At 70.7% G+C, this 18868-nt stretch carries 12 protein-coding genes; 11 read left to right on the plus strand and 1 reads right to left on the minus strand.

Annotated features, from left to right (window positions below; all coding sequences use genetic code 11):
* Both NTM_RS01755 and NTM_RS01760 read left to right on the plus strand, forming a co-directional pair.
* Window positions 1-1095, plus strand: coding sequence for an MSMEG_0565 family glycosyltransferase (locus tag NTM_RS01755; RefSeq protein WP_163765242.1), 1095 nt, complete (start codon window positions 1-3; stop codon window positions 1093-1095).
* A 7-nt stretch (window positions 1096-1102) separates the two neighbouring features.
* Complete coding sequence (locus NTM_RS01760; protein ID WP_163765243.1) at window positions 1103-2095, plus strand: magnesium transporter CorA family protein; 993 nt, start codon at window positions 1103-1105, stop codon at window positions 2093-2095.
* Here the strand turns inward: NTM_RS01760 and NTM_RS01765 are convergent.
* The gene (locus tag NTM_RS01765) at window positions 2073-3176 is read right to left on the minus strand and encodes an NAD(P)/FAD-dependent oxidoreductase (RefSeq protein WP_163765244.1); all 1104 of its coding nucleotides are present in this window, start codon (window positions 3174-3176) and stop codon (window positions 2073-2075) included. The two genes, NTM_RS01760 and NTM_RS01765, sit on opposite strands and share 23 nt — an antisense overlap.
* Before the next feature lie 89 nt (window positions 3177-3265).
* On the opposite strand from NTM_RS01765, the gene NTM_RS01770 reads away from it, so the two are divergent.
* From NTM_RS01770 to NTM_RS01810, 9 genes are all read left to right on the plus strand, one after another.
* Window positions 3266-3961, plus strand: a complete 696-nt coding sequence (locus NTM_RS01770) for a DUF3060 domain-containing protein (protein ID WP_179963866.1) — start codon at window positions 3266-3268, stop codon at window positions 3959-3961.
* Window positions 3962-4036: 75 nt separating this feature from the next.
* Window positions 4037-4699 (plus strand): nitroreductase, encoded by a 663-nt coding sequence (locus NTM_RS01775; protein WP_104862084.1) that lies wholly within the window; start codon window positions 4037-4039, stop codon window positions 4697-4699.
* A 49-nt stretch (window positions 4700-4748) separates the two neighbouring features.
* Window positions 4749-8012, plus strand: coding sequence for an exodeoxyribonuclease V subunit gamma (gene recC, locus NTM_RS01780; protein WP_163765246.1), 3264 nt, complete (start codon window positions 4749-4751; stop codon window positions 8010-8012).
* Window positions 8012-11311 carry an exodeoxyribonuclease V subunit beta gene (gene recB, locus NTM_RS01785; RefSeq protein ID WP_163765247.1) on the plus strand — a complete coding sequence of 1100 codons (3300 nt, stop codon included), beginning with the start codon at window positions 8012-8014 and terminating at the stop codon, window positions 11309-11311. Before recC ends, recB begins: the two co-directional genes overlap by 1 nt.
* Window positions 11308-12984, plus strand: a complete 1677-nt coding sequence (gene recD, locus NTM_RS01790; RefSeq protein ID WP_104862081.1) for an exodeoxyribonuclease V subunit alpha — start codon at window positions 11308-11310, stop codon at window positions 12982-12984. Before recB ends, recD begins: the two co-directional genes overlap by 4 nt.
* 205 nt (window positions 12985-13189) lie before the next feature.
* Entirely contained in the window at window positions 13190-13489 is a 300-nt protein-coding gene (locus tag NTM_RS01795) for a hypothetical protein (protein WP_104862080.1), read from the plus strand.
* A gap of 117 nt (window positions 13490-13606) precedes the next feature.
* Complete coding sequence (locus NTM_RS01800) at window positions 13607-15994, plus strand: lysylphosphatidylglycerol synthase transmembrane domain-containing protein (RefSeq protein ID WP_104862079.1); 2388 nt, start codon at window positions 13607-13609, stop codon at window positions 15992-15994.
* A 184-nt stretch (window positions 15995-16178) separates the two neighbouring features.
* Window positions 16179-16553: a cupin domain-containing protein gene (locus NTM_RS01805; RefSeq protein ID WP_104862078.1), complete on the plus strand. Its 375-nt coding sequence runs from the start codon at window positions 16179-16181 to the stop codon at window positions 16551-16553.
* 8 nt (window positions 16554-16561) lie between these two features.
* Complete coding sequence (locus NTM_RS01810) at window positions 16562-18865, plus strand: trimethylamine N-oxide demethylase (RefSeq protein WP_163765248.1); 2304 nt, start codon at window positions 16562-16564, stop codon at window positions 18863-18865.
* Window positions 18866-18868 lie beyond the last annotated feature (3 nt).

Raw genomic sequence — 18868 nt, forward strand, 5'->3', positions numbered from 1 at the left:
ATGCGGGTTGCGCTGATCACCTATTCGACCAAACCGCGCGGCGGGGTGGTGCACACGCTCAACCTGGCAGAGGCGCTGGCGGCCCAGGGAGCTGAGGTCACCGTGTGGTCGTTGGCCCGCCAGGGGGACACCGGCTTCTTCCGGGACGTGGACCCCGCCGTGGCGGTTCGGTTGCTCGACTTCCCGGACCGCCGGGCAGAGTCGGTCACCGACCGCATCGTCCGCTCCATCGACACGCTGCGCAGCGCCTTCACCCCCGATGCGTACGACATCGTGCACGCCCAGGACTGCATCAGCGCCAACGCGGTCGGCACCTGCATCCGCACCATCCACCACCTCGACGAGTTCACCACCCCGGTTCTCGCCGAATGCCACGAGAAGGCCGTCGTGGCGCCCTATGCCCGCATCTGCGTGTCCGCCGCGGTGGCCGCGGAGGTGGCGCACGGCTGGGGACTGCATCCGACGGTGATCCCCAACGGGGTGCGCGCCGACCGCTTCTCCGCCGCCGCCGACGACGACGCCGGAGTGCGGCGGTGGCGTGGCCGGCTGGGCCGCTACGTGCTGGCAGTCGGCGGTATCGAGCCACGCAAGGGCACCATCGACCTGGTCGAGGCGTATGCCCTGGTGCGGCAGCGCCGACCCGATCTGGCGCTGGTGATCGCCGGTGGCGAGACCTTGTTCGACTATCGCGACTACCGGGCCCGCTTCGAGCAGTGCTGCAGCCGACTCGACGTAGCGCCGGTCATCCTCGGCGCGATCCCCGACGAGGACCTGCCGACCCTGGTGGCCGCCGCCGAGGTGTTCGCGTTCCCGTCGGTCAAGGAGGGTTTCGGGTTGGCCGCGATGGAGGCATTGGCAGCCGGCCGACCGGTCGTGACCCGCGAACTGCCGGTACTGCGCGAGGTCTTCGGCGACACCGTGCGATATGCCCGCGACGTCCCGGGGTTGGCCGCCGCCATCGAGGATGCGCTCGGCGACACCGGCCGGGTCGACGCCGGCCGCGCCTTGGCGGAGTCGATGACGTGGGAGGCCGCCGCGCGAGCCCATCTCGCGTTCTACGCCGCGCACCCGATGCGGGCCGCCGCGGTGCCATGATGGTCCCGTGACGCATGTCCGGGGTCGCGTCTGGCGCGACGGCAAACCCGCCGACGATTTCGTCTTCGCCGAGATCTCGGATTACCTTGCCGACGAGCACACCTTGGTGTGGTGTGACATCTACGACCCCGACCACGCGACGTTCAAAGACCTCGCGCGCGAACTCGGCCTCAACGAGTGGGCCGTCGAAGACGCGGTTGCCGAATCCGAGCGCACCAAGGCGGTGGTCTACAAGACCCATGCGTTCTTCACCGTGTACAGCGTCGAGGTCAAGGACCCGCCGCCGGCCGATGTCTCGGAATCCACGCTGGAAATCCATCGGATATCCGGTTTCGTCCTGCCTCGAGGCCTGATCACCGTGCGCCTGTCGGCGCATTTCGACATGGACAGGGTGTCCCGGAACTTCGACGATCTCGGCGGGCAGGAGCACGGCGTCGGATCACTGGTGCACGGACTGCTCGACGTCGTGGTGGACAGTCACTTCACCGCCGTGCAGGCGCTCGACGATGGCATCGAGGCCTTGGAGGACGATCTGTTCGCCGCGCATCCCTTGCGAGGCAAGCTGCAGCACAAGATGTTTCAGCTGCGCAAGGATCTGGTCGCGCTGCGTCGCGTGGTTCTGCCGATGAGGGAGATCGTCAGTGCGGTCCAGCACCGCCGCACGGGGATCGGATCGTCGGTCGAGCTCGACGCCGTCTACGCCGACCTGTACGACCATGTGCTGCGGGCTTCGGAATGGACCGAGTCGTTGCGGGACATGGTGACAACGGTGTTCGAGACGAACCTGTCGTTGCAGGACGCGCGGTTGAACACCGTGATGAAAAAGCTGAGCGGGTGGGCCGCGATCATCGCCGTGCCGACGGCGATCACCGGTTTCTACGGGCAGAATGTGGACTATCCCGGCATCGGCACCGTCGCCGGCTTCGTGACCAGCACCTCGATCATCGTCGTGCTCGTCCTCGTTCTCTACTGGTTGTTCAAGGCGCGGGATTGGCTGTGACGTCCAGCGTTCCGACCGTGCGGCCGCCGCGGCGGTAGGCGACGACGAAGCCGTCGGCCCGCTCGGCCAGCACCGACGATTCGTAGCCGTCACCCCAGCCCCGATAGGTGAGCGTGAATCCGCCGATCCTGCAGGTGAATCCGGGTACCTTGTCCCATACCGCCGGCACACCCGCGGCGGTCGATCCGGCGACGCGGCCCTGCTGTGCGGCGTCGCGCCAGTGTTCGGCGACCACCCGGCGGCCCGCCGCGACGTTGAATGCCAGCGCGACATCGCCGGCGGCGTAGACGTTCTGGGCTCCGGTGCGCATGTGCTCGTCGACGACGACCCGGCCGCGTTCGGTCGCAAGGCCCGCGTCGGCGGCCAGCCTGATGTCGGGCCGCACCCCGGTCGCGGCGACCACCACGTCGCCACGCACGGACTCCCCCGTGGCCAGCATGACCCGGTCGTCGGCGATCGCGGTCACCGTCGTCGAGGCCACCACGCGCACCCCGGCGTCGGCGAGGATTTCGGCGACCCGCCTGCCGACCTCGGCACCGAACCGGCGGTGCAGCGGCGCGGTCTCGGGTACGACGAGGGTGGTCGACACGCCGAGTGCCGCCAGGCAGCCCGCGGTCTCGCAGCCGATCAGCCCGCCACCGATCACGACGGCGGTCTCGGCGAAACGCGCGGACATCTTCAGCGCCACCGCGTCGCTGAGCGTGCGCAGCGGCTGTGCGGCCTCCCCGCCGGGCACGGTCAGCGGCACCGCGGCCGAGCCCGGCGCGAGCACCAGGTGCCAGTAGCGGTAGCGCACCCCGGCGGTGGTGACGACCTCCTGGGCGTCGAGGTCGATGTGTTCGACGGCGATGCCGAGGTTCAGCTCGATGTCGTTGCGGGCGAACCATCCCGCGCTGTGCAGGTCCAGGCGGGTGTCGTCGCTCTCGAGGAACTCCTTGTTCAGCGGCGGCTTCGCATACGGCAGCGCGGGATCCGACGACAGGATCCGGACCGGGATACTCCGGTGCCTGCGTCGGAACGTCTCCGCGGCGCTCACCCCCGCGGGGCCGCTGCCGATGGCGACGAAGCCCGGTGCCGACACGGGTCTGGGATACCCACGTTCGCGAGCACCCCAATCGCGGCCGGTCCGAATCCGTTGAGCGCTGTGACCAGGTGTGCAACCATCTGCGCATGGAACCGGACGGGGATCCTGAGGCCCGCATCAGGGACCTGGAGCGGCCGCTCGCCGACCGCGCCCGCGCGAACGAACTCGGCACTCAGCCCTACCGCCCCGACAGCACCCCGCCGACGTACCGTTACGTGCCCCCGAGTGAGTCCCAGGGCACCTACCCGGTGCCCCCGCCGCTGCCGCCGGTGTCCGAGTACCCGTCGCCGTACTACGCGGCCCCGCAACACGTCGTGCACAAGAAACACAGCGTGGCGGTGTGGCTGATCCCGGTGGCCCTGCTGGTGTGCGTCGTGACCGCGGCGATCGGTATCGCGGTGTACTTCAACACCGGGAGCCCGGCCGTCTCCGGCTTCCCCCCGCCTGCCCCACCGGCCCCGCCACCGCAGGTCCCGTCCCCGATCGACGCGACCGAGCAGGTCATCACCGCCGGCGCGGGCGGGCTGGTCAGCATCGGCGGTGTCGGCAAGACCCAGACGATCGTGTGCGATCAGGGCACGGTGAGCATCAGCGGTGTGGACAACACCATCGAGGTGGCCGGCCACTGCGCGCTGGTGAACGTCTCGGGCGTCGAGAACCACATCACTGTCGAATCCTCGGACGTGCTCAACGCATCGGGCTTCGACAACCGGATCACCTTCCGCGACGGCGACCCTGAGATCACGACGTCGGGCGCAGGCAACGTCATCGAGCGCGGCTGACGCACAGTCCGTAGTCCGCACAGACCACGCATTTCCCAGGGTTCGCGGGACACCGCGACTCTCCAGACTGGACTCATGGATGTTTACGACGCGGTGACCAGCCGTCGGGCGGTGCGCGGCTTCACCGACGAACCCGTGTCTGCGCAGGTGTTGCACAGGGTGTTGGAAGCCGCGGCCTGGGCACCGTCGGGATCCAACCTGCAACCCTGGCACATCTACGTGGTGACCGGGGCCCCGCTCAAGCAGATGAAGACGCTCGCCACCGGCCGGGTCGCCGCCGGCGACCCATGGGACGAACGGGAGTACGTGATGTATCCGCCGGAGCTGAAGTCCCCCTACCGCGACCGGCGGTCCCAGTTCGGCCGGGAACGCTACAGCGCGTTGGGAATCGAGCGGGAGGACTGGGAGGCTCGGCAGCGGGCAGCGATCGCGAACTGGGACTGCTTCGGCGCGCCCGCGGCGCTGTTCTGCTACGTCGACCGCGACATGGGCCTGCCGCAGTGGTCGGATCTCGGCATGTACCTGCAGACCGTGATGCTGCTGCTGCGCGCCGAGGGCCTGCACAGCTGTCCGCAGATGGCGTGGTCGCAGGTGCGTGCGACGGTCGCCGAGGTGCTGTCACCGCCGCAGAACCTGATGCTGTTCTGCGGTATGTCGATCGGTTACGAGGACCCGTCCGTGAACGTCGTCCGCACGGGACGCTGCCCGCTGCAGGAGACGGTCTCGTTCGTCGGATAGTGGCAGTAGCTTCCAGACGAACCGCCCCGGCACCGTAGTCTGAGCGCCGATGGCGCTCCACCTCCATCGGGCCGACCGCACCGATCTGCTCGCCGACGGTCTCGGCGCGATGCTGGCCACCCCGCCCGCCGACCCGTTCACCGAGGACCTGGTGCTGGTGTCGGCGCGCGGCACCGAACGCTGGCTCAGCCAGCGGCTGTCCCACGTGCTCGGCGCGGGACGCGGCCAGGACGGCATCTGCGCGGGGGTGACGTTCCGCCATCCGCGCTCGCTGATCGCCGAACTCACCGGAACCCGCGACCATGATCCGTGGGCACCGGAGGCGATGGTGTGGCCGCTGCTCGCGGTCATCGACGAGTGCCTCGGGCTGCCGTGGTGCACCGCGCTGGCCGCCCACCTCGGACACGACGCCGACGGTGAGGAGAAGGAGCTGCGCCGGGGCCGGCGCTACGCGGTGGCCCGCCGGCTCGCTGGGCTGTTCGCGTCATACGCCGCGCAGCGTCCGCACCTGCTCGAGGAGTGGGTCGCGGGCGGCACCGGCGACCTCGACGACGACCTGCACTGGCAGCCCGAGCTCTACCGCGCGTTGCTCGCCCGCGTCGACGCCGACCCACCGCATGTCCGGCACACCAAGACCGTTGCCCGCCTGCACGAGTCGCCGGCCGACCTGCCGCAGCGGTTGTCGCTGTTCGGACACACCCGGTTGCCGGTCACCGAGATCGAACTGCTGGCGGCACTGTCCACCCACCACGAGCTGCACCTGTGGCTTCCGCACCCCAGCGATGCGCTGTGGTCGGCCCTGACCGGTCTGCACGGGACGGTGCCGCGCCGCGCCGACACCTCGCACCGCAACGTGACCCATCCGCTGCTCGCGACGCTGGGCCGGGACCTGCGCGAACTGCAGCGCGCACTGCCTCCGGCGGTGCGGACCGACGAATGCGTGGGTTCGGCGCAGCGCCCCGACACCCTGCTGGGCTGGCTGCAGTCCGACATCGGCGCCGACACGGTGCGCCCGGCCGGTCGGGTGCACGATCCGGCGGACCGCTCGGTGCAGGTGCACAGCTGCCACGGGGCGGCCCGCCAGGTCGACGTGCTGCGCGAGGTGCTGCTCGGGATGCTGGAGGACGACGCGACCCTGGAGCCGCGCGACATCCTCGTCATGTGCCCCGACATCGAGACCTACGCGCCGCTGATCGTGGCGGGTTTCGGACTCGGCGACGTGGTCGCGGGCGCGCATCCGGCCCACCGGTTGCGGGTCAAACTCGCCGATCGTGCGCTCACCCAGACGAATCCATTGCTCGGCGTCGCCCGTCAACTGCTCGAGTTGTGCGGGGGCCGGGCCACCGCGAGCGAGGTGCTCAACCTCGCCGAGGCGCCGCCGGTGCGGTACCGGTTCAACTTCTCCGACGACGATCTCGACGCGATCGGCGCCTGGGTCCGCGAGGCCAACATCCGGTGGGGTTTCGACCGTGAGCACCGTCGCCCGTTCGGGGTGGACTTCGTGCAGAACACCTGGCGCTTCGGCATCGACCGGGTGCTGGCCGGCGTCGCGATGTCCGACGACTCCCGCGCGTGGCTGGACACCACACTGCCGCTCGACGACGTCAGCAGCAACCGGGTCGAACTGGCCGGGCGGCTCGCCGATTTCGTCGAGAAGCTCTCCGCCGCAGTCGGTTCGCTGACCGGCACCGCGCCGCTGGACAGCTGGCTGAGCAGGGTGCTGACCGGTGTCTGTGAGCTGACCGATGTGCCCGAGGGCGAACTGTGGCAGCGCAGCCAGATGGAGCGCGAACTCAACGACATCCGCGCCGACGCCGGGGTGCACGCACGTACCGAGATGCGACTGCCCGACGTGCGCGCGCTGCTGGACCGCCACCTCGCGGGCCGCCCGACCCGTGCCAACTTCCGCACCGGCACCCTGACGGTGTGCACGATGGTGCCGATGCGCTCGGTGCCGCACCGGGTGGTGTGCCTGGTGGGCCTCGACGACGGCGTCTTCCCCCGGATCGGGGTCGTCGACGGCGACGACGCGCTGGCGCGCGAGCCCAGGACCGGTGAGCGCGACATCCGTTCGGAGGACCGGCAGTTACTGCTCGACGCGATCGGTGCGGCGACCGAGACGTTGGTGATCACCTACACCGGCGCCAACGAGTACAGCGGGCAGCGCAGACCGCCCGCGGTGCCGGTCGTCGAACTGCTCGACACCCTGGACGTGACCACACCGGCCCCGGTACGCGAGCACGTGCACATCGCACATCCGTTGCAGCCGTTCGACATCGACAACGTCACCCCCGGAAAGCTCGGCATGCCCGCCGGTACACCGTTCACGTTCGACCCGACCGCCAAGACCGCCGCGCGCGCGGCGACGGGGAAGCGCGAACCACGGCCGTCGCTGCTGGGTGCGCCGCTGCCGGCCCCCGCACCCGCCGATGTCGCCCTCGACGATCTGATCGGCTTCTTCAAGGATCCGGTGAAGGGCTTCTTCCGCGCGCTCGACTACACGCTGCCGTGGGACGTCGACGGGGTCGAGGACGCGATACCGGTGGACATCGATGCGTTGCAGGAGTGGAAGATCGGCCAGCGCATGCTCGACGACATGCAGCGCGGCATGACACCGGCGGATGCCCAGCAGGCGGAGTGGCGGCGCGGGTCGCTCCCGCCGGGGCGGCTGGGCTGGCGCCGGGCCCAGGAGATCACCGGACGTTCGGCGGCGCTGGCCGCGGCCGCGCAGCAGTACCGCACCCCGGACCCGAGGGCCGTCGACGTGGACGTCGAGATCGGCCCCGGCCGCCGGCTCGTCGGTACCGTGCCGCGGCTGTACGGGCAGCGGTCGGTGTCGGTCACCTACTCCAAGCTCGACGGCAGGCACCTGCTGGAGTCGTGGATCCGGTTGGTGGCGTTGACCGCTCAGCACCCGGGCACCGACTGGGGTGCGGTGTGCATCGGCAGGGGCGGCCGGCCCAAGGGCAAGGGGGGCGACATCCGCGTGCGGGTGCTCGGCGCACCCGACTCCGCGGCCGAGGTGCTCGGCGACCTCGTCGCGATGTACGACGCGGGCCGGCGGGCCCCGATCCCGTTGCCGCTCAAGACCTCCTATGCGTGGGCGGAGACGGACTTCCACCGTGGCACGCCGATGCGGGAAGCCGGCTGGAAGTGGCGGACCGGCCGCTACCCCGGTGAGGACGCCGAACCCGCGCACGTTCGGGTGTGGGGGCCGCACCTGCCGCTGGAGGACCTGGTGGCCGCCGGACTGCCCGACTACGCCGCCCGGCTGTGGCTGCCGATACTTCGCGCCGAGAGGGACGTGCGCTGATGGAGCCGTTCGACCTGCTCGGCCCACTGCCCGCCGAGCGCAGCACCACCGTGCTGGAGGCCAGCGCGGGCACCGGCAAGACGTTCGCGCTGGCCGGCCTGGTCACCCGGTACGTCGCCGAGGGCGTCGCGACGCTGGACCAGATGCTGCTCATCACGTTCGGCCGGGCGGCGAGCCAGGAACTGCGGGAACGGGTGCGCGGCCAGATCCTGGACGCGCTCACCGCCTTCGACGAACCGGACGACACCGGCGACAACGAGATCGTCCGTCATCTTCTCGACTGCCCCGCCGACGAGCGCGCGCGTCGCAGACAGCGGCTGCGCGACGCACTGGCGGGTTTCGACGCGGCGACGATCGCGACCACCCATCAGTTCTGCCAGCTGGTGCTGCGCTCGCTGGGGGTGGCCGGCGACTCCGATTCCGGTGTCGAGCTCGTCGAGAGCCTCGACGACGTGGTCACCGAGATCGTCGACGATCTCTACCTGGCGCACTTCGGGCAGGACCGCGAGGAGCCCTTGCTGTCCTACGACGCGGCGCTGCGCCTGGCCCACGACGTGGTCGGCAACGCGCACACCGAGCTGCGTCCCGCCGACCCCGCCCCGGGGTTCGACCCTGAGATCCGGGTGCGGTTCGCGACGGCGGTCTGCGCCGAATTGGAGACGCGCAAAAGAAGACTCGGGATCCTGCACTACGACGACCTGCTCTCCCGGCTGGCCGCCGCGCTCGAAGCGCCGGACTCCCCCGCCCGGGCGCGGATGCGGCACCGGTGGTCGATCGTGATGGTCGACGAGTTCCAGGACACCGACCCGGTGCAGTGGCAGGTGATCGACCGGGCGTTCAGCGGCCACAGCACGGTGATCCTGATCGGCGACCCGAAACAGGCGATCTACGCGTTCCGCGGCGGCGACATCGTGACCTACCTGCACGCCGCGTCGACGGCGGGCACGCAGAAGACGCTGGGCACCAACTACCGCAGCGACGGCCCGCTCGTCGAGAGCCTGCAGGCGGTGATGCGCGACGCACAGCTCGGCGACCCCCGCATCGTGGTGCGCCCGGTGGCCGCGCATCACCGCGAACACCGATTAAAGGGCGCCCCGCACAACGCGCCGTTCCGGCTGCGGGTCGCCACCCGCGACCAGTTCGGCACCCGGCCCGACAAGGTCGTCCCGATCGACGTTCTGCGCCGCCACATCCCGGCGGATATGGCCTCCGACATCGCGACCCTGCTGGCGAGCGGGGCGACGTTCTGCGGCGAGAAACTGCAACCAGGGCAGATCGCGGTCATCGTGGAAAGTCATCGCGACGGCACCGCATGCTTCGCCGCGCTGGCCGAGGCCGGCATCCCCGCGGTCTACACCGGGGACTCCGACGTGTTCGCCTCCCCGGCCGCCGAGGACTGGATGTGCCTGCTCGAAGCGTTCGACCAACCGCACCGCTCGGGGCTGGTGCGGGCGGCGGCCACCACGATGTTCTTCGGCGAGACCGCCGAAACCCTTGCCACCCAGGGTGATGCGCTGACCGACCGGATCGCCGAGACGCTGCGCCAGTGGGCCGACTTCGCCAGGGAGCGCGGGGTGGCCGCGGTGTTCGAGGCCGCGCAGCTGGCGGGCATGGGCGAGCGGGTGCTCGGCTGGGACGACGGCGAACGGCACATGACCGACCTCGCGCACCTGACCCAGCTGCTGCACGACATCGCGCACCGCGAGCATTTCAGCCTGCCCGCGCTGCGCGACTGGCTGCGCACCCAGCGCGACGAACGCGGCGGCACCGTCGAACGCAACCGCCGTCTCGACAGCGACGCGGCCGCGGTGCAGATCATGACAGTGTGGGTCAGCAAGGGCCTGCAGTTTCCGGTGGTCTACCTGCCGTTCGCGTTCAACCGCAACATCCAGAGCCGCGACGTGGTGCTGTTCCACGACGGCGACACCCGCTGCCTGCACATCGGCGGCGAGCAGAGCCCGGACTTCACCGCGGCCCAGCAGCAGGGCAGGCGTGAGGCGGCCGGCGACTACGTCCGGCTCACCTACGTCGCACTGACCCGCGCCCAATCCCAGGTGGTGGCGTGGTGGGCGCCGTCGTCCGACGAGCCCAACGGCGGCCTGTCGCGGCTGCTGCGCGGCCGCGGCCCCGGTGAGCCGGCGGTCCCCGATGCCTGCGATCCGCCCCGCATCGACGATGCGGACGCGATGGCGCTGCTGCGTGCGTGGTCCGACGCCGGCGGCCCGGTGCTCGAGGAGTCGGTCATCGCGCCGACGGTCGACGTGCCACTGCCCGCCCCGCCGGACCACCTCGACATCCGCCACTTCCACCGCCGCATCGACCCGGCGTGGCGGCGCACCTCCTACTCCGGTTTGATCCGCGCCGCCGAACAGGAGTCCGGCGTGACCAGCGAACCCGAGGTGGTCGAACTCGACGACGAGGCGGGCGAGCTGCCGCTGCCCGAAACCGGCCCGCCCGCACCGGAAACCGCGCAGATGCCGTCACCGATGGCCTCGCTGCCGATGGGCGCGAAGTTCGGCACCCTGGTGCACGCGGTCCTGGAGACCGCCGACCCGTTCGCCGCCGACCTGGCCGCCGAACTGGAAGCCAGGATCGTCGAGAACTCGCTGTGGTGGCCCGTCGACGTTCCGCCCGCCGAGCTGGCCGCGGCGCTGGTGCCGATGCACGACACCCCGCTCGGGCCGCTGGCGCCCGGGCTCACGCTGCGCGACATCGGTCTGCGAGACCGGCTGCGCGAGTTGGAGTTCGAGTTCCCGCTGGCCGGCGGCGACCTACGCCGGGAGGCCCCGCGGATCACGCTGGCCGACGTCGGGCGGCTGTTGCGCAGTCACCTGCCCGCCGGGGACCCGCTGGCCCCGTACGCCGAGCGGCTGACCGCGGGCGCGCTGGCGGCGCAACCACTGAAGGGTTACCTGAACGGGTCGCTGGATGCGGTGCTGCGCGTCGGAGAGCGCTACCTGGTCGTCGACTACAAGACCAACTGGCTCGGCGACCCGGCCGGCGCGCTGACCGCCGCCGACTACGCCCCGGACCGGCTGACCGAGGCGATGCTGCACTCCGACTACCCGCTGCAGGCATTGCTGTATTGCGTGGTGCTGCACCGGTTCCTGCGCTGGCGCCTGCCGGGGTACGACGCGGGGCGGCACATCGGCGGGGTGCTGTATCTGTTCGTGCGCGGAATGTGCGGGCCCGACACCCCGCTCGTCGACGGGCATCCGGCCGGCGTGTTCAGCTGGCAGCCGCCCGCCGCATTGGTCGAGGAGCTGTCGGATCTGCTGGACGCGGGGGTGCCCGCATGAGCATCGACGCGTTCACCGAACTGTTCGAACCGGCCGACATCCATGTCGCGCACCGGCTCACCGCGCTGGGCAAGGACGACGACGCCCGCGTCGCGCTCGCGGTCGCGCTGGCGGTGCGCGCGCTGCGCAGCGGATCGGTGTGCGTGGACCTGCGCGCGGTCGCCGACCAGATCGCCGTGCCCGGCCTGCCGTGGCCGGATCCGCGGGAGTGGCTCGCCGCGGTGGCGGCCAGCCCGCTGACCGACGCGAAGGTGCTGCGGTTGTACTCGGACTCCTCGGCGGATCTGCTCTACCTCGACCGCTACTGGCGCGAAGAGGAACAGGTGTGTGACGACGTCACGGCGCTGCTGGCGGCGCCGCCGCGCACCGCGGTGCCGAACATCGCGCGGCTGTTCCCGGCCGGCTGGGAGGAGCAGCGGGCCGCCGCCGAGGCCGCGCTGACGCAGTCGCTGACCGTACTGACCGGCGGCCCCGGCACCGGCAAGACCACCACCGTCGCGCGGCTGCTGGCGGCGATCGCCGAGCAGGCCGACGTGGCCGGCCGGCCCGCGCCCCGGATGGCGCTGGCCGCACCGACCGGCAAGGCCGCCGCGCGGCTGCAGGACGCGGTCGCGGCCGAGGTCGCCAAGCTCACCGACGTCGATCGGGGCCGGCTGTCCGGGCTGCGCGCCACCACGCTGCACCGGCTGCTCGGAAGCCGGGCCGGCACGTCGTCGCGGTTCCGCCACCATCGCGGTAACCGGTTGCCGCACGACGTGATCGTCGTCGACGAGACCTCGATGGTGTCGCTGACGATGATGGCGCGGCTTCTCGAGGCCGTCCGTCCGGATGCCCGGCTGCTGTTCGTCGGCGACCCCGACCAGCTGGCGTCGGTGGACGCCGGGGCGGTGCTCGCCGATCTGGTGGACGGACTCGGCAGCGCCGGGGTGGTGGAGCTCAAGACGTCGCACCGGTTCGGCGAGACGATCGGCGCGCTGGCCGTCGCGATCCGCGGCGGCGACGCCGACGCGGTGATCGAGGTGCTGCGCGGCGGCGGTGACGCGATCGGGTGGCTGGACACCGATGATGCTTCAGGCGCGTTGCGCACCCCGCTGGTGGACCGGGCCGCCGACCTGCGGCAGGCGGCTCTGCTCGGCGACGTGGCCGCCGCGCTCGACGTCCTCGACGGGCACCGGCTGCTGTGCGCGCACCGGCGCGGGCCGTTCGGGGTCACGCACTGGAACCGGCAGATCGAACGCTGGCTGGCCGAGCGCACCGGGCAGTCGGTCTGGTCACCCTGGTATCCGGGCCGCCCGCTGCTGGTGACGGCCAACGACTACGGGCTCGGGGTGTACAACGGCGACACCGGCGTCGTCGTCGCGGCGCCGGACGGGCTGCGCGCCCACATCGGGTCGGCCTCGGCGTCGCGGCAGCTGGCGCCGGGCCGGCTCGGCGAGGTCGAGACGATGTTCGCGATGACCATCCACAAGAGCCAGGGCAGCCAGGCCGACGAGGTCACCGTGCTGATGCCGCCGGAGGACTCGCGGCTGCTGACCCGTGAGCTGTTCTACACCGCCGTCACCCGCGCGAAGAAGCGCGTCCTCGTCGCCGGGACGGAGGCCTCGGTGCGCGCCGCGGTGGACCGGCGCGCGGTCCGCGCCTCCGGGCTGGCCCGCCGGCTCACCAGCCGCTGACGGGACACCCGGGCCGCGCCGAAATGGCATTCCGGCAGAATTCCACTCGACCTTTCCCTGCGTAGAGGCAATCTCGCGGTGAGGTCGGGCACCGGTTCACCTGAAATTAATTCGCGGACTTGACCGTTTAACACACTGTCTGAACAGAACCCGCGAGATCCGCTCCACGGCTTCGACCCGCATCCAGGGAAGAGCAGGAACCCCGATGAAGTATCTGAAGGTTGCCCTCGGCGTGGCCACCGGTGTGGCCATCGGTCTGGGCTCGGCCACGCTCGGGCTGGCCGCCCCGTCGGCGGCCGCGCCGGCCGGCCCGGGCAACGCGAACGACACGATCAGCCAGCTGGTGTCACTCGGCAAGCAGGTCATCGTCGACCGGCTCTCCGACGCCCCGCTGTCGGAGGCGTCGGTGGTGTCCGTGCGTCCGGGCACCGCGACCCGGCAGATGGCCTGGGATCCGGACCAGACCCGTGGTGGGGAGCAGGTGGTCTACGTCGCGGTCCGGTAGTCGGCGACCGCCACGCCACCCCCTCCCGTCCCGCCTTTACCGATCGTCACCGAGAAGTCGCTATTTTGTCGGTGAGCCGAGTGCGGTTCCCCAAGCAATCGGAGAGATCGTTGACCTATGCGAGTTGACGGGCGGGACGTGGCTGTCTCGGGCAGCCTGCTCCAGCCGCTGACCCGGCGCACCAATGACATCGTCCGGCTGTCCATCGCCGGGGTGCTCCTGGTCGTCGTCGTCACCAGCTCGCTGATCACCCGCTACGAGTGGGAAGCCCTGGAGAAGTCCATCTCGGGGATCGTCGGGGTGCTCAGCCCCGCACAGTCCAACACCGTCTATCTGATCTACGGCGTCGCGATCCTGGCGCTGCCGTTCGTCATCCTGATCGGGCTGATCGCGGCCCGGCAGTGGAAGCTGTTCGGCGCGTACGCGGCCGCAGGGGTGATCGCGATCCTGGCGCTGTCGATCACCGGCAACGGTATCGCGGCACCGCGCTGGCACTTCGACCTGTCCGAGCGGCTGGACACCGTGCTGTCGCAGTTCCTCGACGATCCGCGCTGGATCGCGATGCTCGCCGCGGTGCTGACCGTGTCCGGGCCGTGGCTGCCCGCGCGGTGGCGGCGCTGGTGGTGGGCGCTGCTGCTGGCGTTCGTCCCGATCCACCTGGTGGTGTCGGCGGTGGTGCCGGCCCGCTCACTGCTCGGGCTGTCCGTCGGCTGGTTCGTCGGCGCGCTGGTGGTGCTGGTCAGCGGCACCCCGGCGCTGGAGGTCCCGCTCGACGGCGCGGTGCGCGCGCTGATCCGGCGCGGTTTCGAGCCGGCGGCGCTGCGCGTGGTGCGCCCGGCGGGCCGGGGCCCGCTGGTGCTGGACGCGGCCGCGGCCGCGGCCGCGGGCGCCGAACCCGAGATCGCGATCGTCGAGCTGTACGGCCCGCACCAGCGCGGCGGCGGCTTCCTGCGGCAGTTCTGGGTCAAGCTGCGGCTGCGCGACGACGAGACCGCGCCGATCCAGACCTCGATGCGCCGCGCCGTCGAGCACCGCGCGCTGATGGCGCTGGCCGTCGGCAACCTCGGCATGGCGAACACGTCGCCGATCGCGGTGGCCACGCTCGAGCGCGGCTGGACGATCTACGCGCACAAACCCGCCCACGGCACCCCGCTGGCGCTGTGCGCCGAGGAGACCCCGGTCGCACGGGTGTGGGATTCCCTCGGCGTGTTGCACAGCCAGCAGATCTCGCACGGCGATCTGCGCCGCAACAAGATCACCGTCGTCGACGGCACCCCGGTGTTCGGCGGCTTCGCCTACGCCGAGTACGGCGCCTCGGAAGCCCATCTGCACACCGACATCGCCCAGCTGCTCGTCACCACCGCCGACCTGTACGGCGCCCCGAAGGCCGTCGCCGCCGCGATCACCGTGTTCGGCAACGACGTGGTGCTGGCCGCGTCGCGGCGGCTCACCAAGGCCGCCGTACCCAAACGGGTGCGGGATTCGGTGTGGGACGCCAGTTCGGCGATGGCCAAGCTGCGCGACGAGGTGAAGTTCCAGACCGGCGCCGACCAGATCAAGACCGCGACGATCACCCGCTTCACCCGCAATCAGGTGATCCAGATGGTGCTGCTGGTCGCGCTGGTCTACGTCGCGTACCCGTTCATCAGCTCGGCGCCGGTGTTCTTCTCCGAGCTGCGGTCGGCCAACTGGTGGTGGGCGCTGCTCGGGCTCGCGGTGTCGGCGCTGAAGTACGTCGGCGCGGCCGCCGCACTGTGGGCGTGTGCCGACGGCATGGTGAAGTTCCGGTCGCTGACCGTGATGCAGGTGGCGAACACGTTCGCCGCGACGACGACGCCCGCCGGGGTCGGCGGGCTCGCGCTGAGCACCCGGTTCCTGCAGAAGGGCGGGCTCGGCGCGCTGCGCGCCACCACCGCGGTGGCACTGCAGCAGTCGGTGCAGGTGATCACTCACATCACGCTGCTGATCCTGTTCTCCGCGGTGGCGGGGGCGTCGGCGAACCTGTCCCGGTTCGTGCCGAGCGCGACGGTGCTGTACCTGATCGCCGGTGTGGTGCTCGGCGCGGTCGGGGTGTCGCTGTTCGTGCCCAAGTTGCGGCACTGGCTGGCCACCGCGGTGCGCCCGAAGCTCAAAGAGGTGATGGACGACCTCGCGCTGCTGGCGCGGGAACCCAAGCGGCTCGCGCTGATCGTGTTGGGTTGCGCGGCAACCACCCTCGGTGCGGCGCTGGCGCTGTGGGCCAGTATCGAGGCGTTCGGCGGCGACGCCAGCTTCGTCACCGTCACGATCGTGACGATGGTCGGCGGCACACTGGCGTCGGCGGCCCCGACTCCCGGCGGTGTCGGGGCGGTGGAGGCCGCGCTGATCGGCGGTCTGGCCGCGTTCGGCGTCCCGGCCGCCGTCGCGGTGCCCGCGGTGCTGCTGTACCGGATCCTGACCTGCTGGCTGCCGGTGTTCGTCGGCTGGCCGATCATGCGGTGGCTGACCAAAAACGACATGGTGTGACCGGCCGCGCCTAACCTGCCGAGCGCGCGTGTCTGCCCGCCGACACGCCGCAACATCTGGCACTCCGCGCGCGCTCGTCGCCAATTCACCGGCAAGAGAAACGCCGCAGTAATCTCACCGAAACCCACGCATGGTTTCCTCTCAACAGACGAAGTTTCCCTCAATGAGATTTCCTGGAGGCTCCATGACGAGTATCGCCGCCCCGACGTTCCTGGTGACATCCGGCTTCTGGCAGAAGCTTCCGCAGATGTCACTCGAAAAGTACCCTGCCACAGAAGGATTCATCGACGATGTGTACGTCAACCCGGGCGGGGTGCCGATGTCGTCGGGCTACTTCGAACTTCGCCACACCGACGCACCGCTGGACTACTACTACGACTACGACGAGATGAAGGTCGTCCTCGAAGGCGAGTTCCGGCTGGAGAATCCGGACACCGGACAGGTGCAGATCGCCAAGGAGAAGGACGCGATCTTCTTCCCGAAGGGTTCCCGCATCCTGTTCTCGACCCCGTCCCGGGCCCTGGCGTTCTACGTCGGCTACCGCTCTTTCGCGCCCTGAAAAGTCCTGTGGTCGAACGCTTCCGGGTGGGACCGGGATCGGTCACCGCCGTCACGGTGTTCGCCGGAGACCGACTTGAGGTCGTCGACCAGTACGGCCGCCAACCCGCCGAACTGACGGTGCTGGCCGCCGATCCGCGCGCAGTCGCTGACGCGGTCCCGGATGCCGTGCCCGACACGGCCGCGTCCGTGTTGCGCCGCCTCGAGCCCGGCCCCGACGAGAACGGTTACGCCGCAGCGCGGATCCTGACCCTGCTGGCCCGCCACCGGGTCGATCAGCAGCGGTCGACGGCGACGCGGTTGTTCGGCGAGCACTCCCCCGCCGGGTCGCGCGCGGCGTTCCGCGTCGACGCCGACGCCGTCGCGCTGATCGCCGCTCCCGCCGTCCCGATGCTGCTGAGCGCCGACGATCCGAACCCGCCGTCGGAGGTGCGGGTCGAGGTGCACCGCGCCGACCCCCGTCGCGTCGAGGTGCCGGAATTGCCGCCGCCGCTGGCCGAACCGCTGTTCGACCTGCGGATCGACGCCGCGACCGCGTCGTCCTACCAGGTGCGTGAGGGTCAGTTCATCCAGGTCATCGACGTGGCCGGACGGCAGTGTTCGGACTTCCTCGCCTTCGACGCGCGCGCGCTCGGCGACGGCGGCGAGTTCGGGCTCGACGCCACCACCACCCGCACCATCGGCGGCGGCGCGTACCCGCAACCCGGGCTGGCCGGCAAGTTCTTCGACTCCCGGGCACGCCCGCTGGTGGAGGTGGTCCGCGACACCGTCGGCCGCCACGACACGTTCGCGCTCGCGTGCACCGCGAAGTACTACGCCGACATGGGCTATCCAGGCCACGTCAACTGCACCGACAACTTCAACGCGGAGCTGTCCCGTTTCGGCGTCGCGCCCCGGCAGGGCTGGCCGGCGTTGAACCTGTTCTACAACACCGTGTTCGACGCCGCGCATCAGCTGATCAGCGACGAACCGTGGTCGCGTCCCGGCGATTACGTGCTGTTCCGGGCGTCGACGGATCTGGTGTGCGCGTCCTCGGCGTGCCCGGACGACATCGATCCGGCCAACGGCTGGGTGCCGACCGACATCCACGTCCGCGTCTACGACTCCACGAGGAGGTTCTCTGTGGCGGTGGGTCACCGGCTGACACCGGATTCCGAGCCCGTGCTGACCAAACCCACCGCGTTCGCGGCCCGCACCGGCGCACTGACGACCAACGTCACCGAGTACAACGGCTTTTGGCTGCCCAACAGCTTCGACAACCACGGTCCGCACCAGGAGTACTGGGCGTGCCGGGAACGCGTCGCGGTGATGGATCTGTCGGCGCTGCGCAAGTTCGAGGTGCTCGGCCCCGACGCCGAGGCACTGCTGCAGGCCACGCTGACCCGCGACATCCGCCGCCTCTCCCGGGGCCAGGTCGTCTACTCGGCGATGTGCACCGAGTCCGGCGGCGTCGTCGACGACTGCACGGTGCTTCGCCTCGGCGACAACAACTTCCGCTTCATCGGCGGCGACCCGTACGACGGGATCTGGCTGCGCACCCAGGCCGAGCGCCTCGGCCTGCACCAGGTGTGGATCAAGGACTCGACCGATCACATGCACAACCTCGCGGTGCAGGGTCCGTCGAGCCGCGACCTGCTCGCCGAGCTGATCTGGAGCCCGCCGGGACAACCCGCGCTGCGCGACCTCGGCTGGTTCCGCTTCCTGATCGGGCGCCTCGACGGCCCGGACGGGCCGGCGCTGGTGGTCTCGCGCACCGGCTACACCGGAGAGCTCGGCTACGAGCTGTGGGTGAATCCCACTGACGCCGAGACGGTGTGGGACCGAGTCGCAGATGCCGGCCTGCGCTACGGGCTGGCACCGCTGGGACTCGAGGCGCTGGAGATGCTGCGCGTCGAGGCCGGATTGGTCGCCGCGGGCCACGAATTCGACGACCAGACCGACCCGTTCGAGGCCGGCATCGGGTTCACCGTGCCACTGAAGACCAAGGCCGACGACTTCCTCGGCCGCGACGCACTCGTCGAACGCAAGGCGCACCCGCAGCGTGTCCTGGTGGGGTTGCGGCTGGACGGTAACGACACCGCCGCACACGGGGACTGCGTGCACCTCGGCCGTACGCAGGTCGGGGTCGTCACGAGCGCGGTCCGCTCGCCGGTCCTGCGGGCCAGCATCGCCCTGTGCCGCATCGCCGTCACGCACGCCCAGCCGGGAACCCGTGTCGAGATCGGCAAGCTCGACGGCCACCGCAAACGAATCCCGGCCACCGTCACCACGATTCCGTTCTACGACCCCGACAAGACCCGCCCGCGGTCATGACGC

Origin of the sequence: Mycolicibacterium parafortuitum (assembly GCF_010725485.1) — a bacterium.
Classification (GTDB): Bacteria; Actinomycetota; Actinomycetes; order Mycobacteriales; family Mycobacteriaceae; genus Mycobacterium.

What these genes read in the sequence shown, in the direction of transcription:
- NTM_RS01755 (WP_163765242.1), top strand. Translation starts at nt 1, where the DNA reads ATGCGGGTTGCGCTGATCACCTATTCGACCAAACCGCGCGGCGGGGTG.
- NTM_RS01770 (WP_179963866.1), top strand. Translation starts at nt 3,266, where the DNA reads ATGGAACCGGACGGGGATCCTGAGGCCCGCATCAGGGACCTGGAGCGG.
- NTM_RS01775 (WP_104862084.1), top strand. Translation starts at nt 4,037, where the DNA reads ATGGATGTTTACGACGCGGTGACCAGCCGTCGGGCGGTGCGCGGCTTC.
- recC (WP_163765246.1), top strand. Translation starts at nt 4,749, where the DNA reads ATGGCGCTCCACCTCCATCGGGCCGACCGCACCGATCTGCTCGCCGAC.
- recB (WP_163765247.1), top strand. Translation starts at nt 8,012, where the DNA reads ATGGAGCCGTTCGACCTGCTCGGCCCACTGCCCGCCGAGCGCAGCACC.
- recD (WP_104862081.1), top strand. Translation starts at nt 11,308, where the DNA reads ATGAGCATCGACGCGTTCACCGAACTGTTCGAACCGGCCGACATCCAT.
- NTM_RS01795 (WP_104862080.1), top strand. Translation starts at nt 13,190, where the DNA reads ATGAAGTATCTGAAGGTTGCCCTCGGCGTGGCCACCGGTGTGGCCATC.
- NTM_RS01800 (WP_104862079.1), top strand. Translation starts at nt 13,607, where the DNA reads ATGCGAGTTGACGGGCGGGACGTGGCTGTCTCGGGCAGCCTGCTCCAG.
- NTM_RS01805 (WP_104862078.1), top strand. Translation starts at nt 16,179, where the DNA reads ATGACGAGTATCGCCGCCCCGACGTTCCTGGTGACATCCGGCTTCTGG.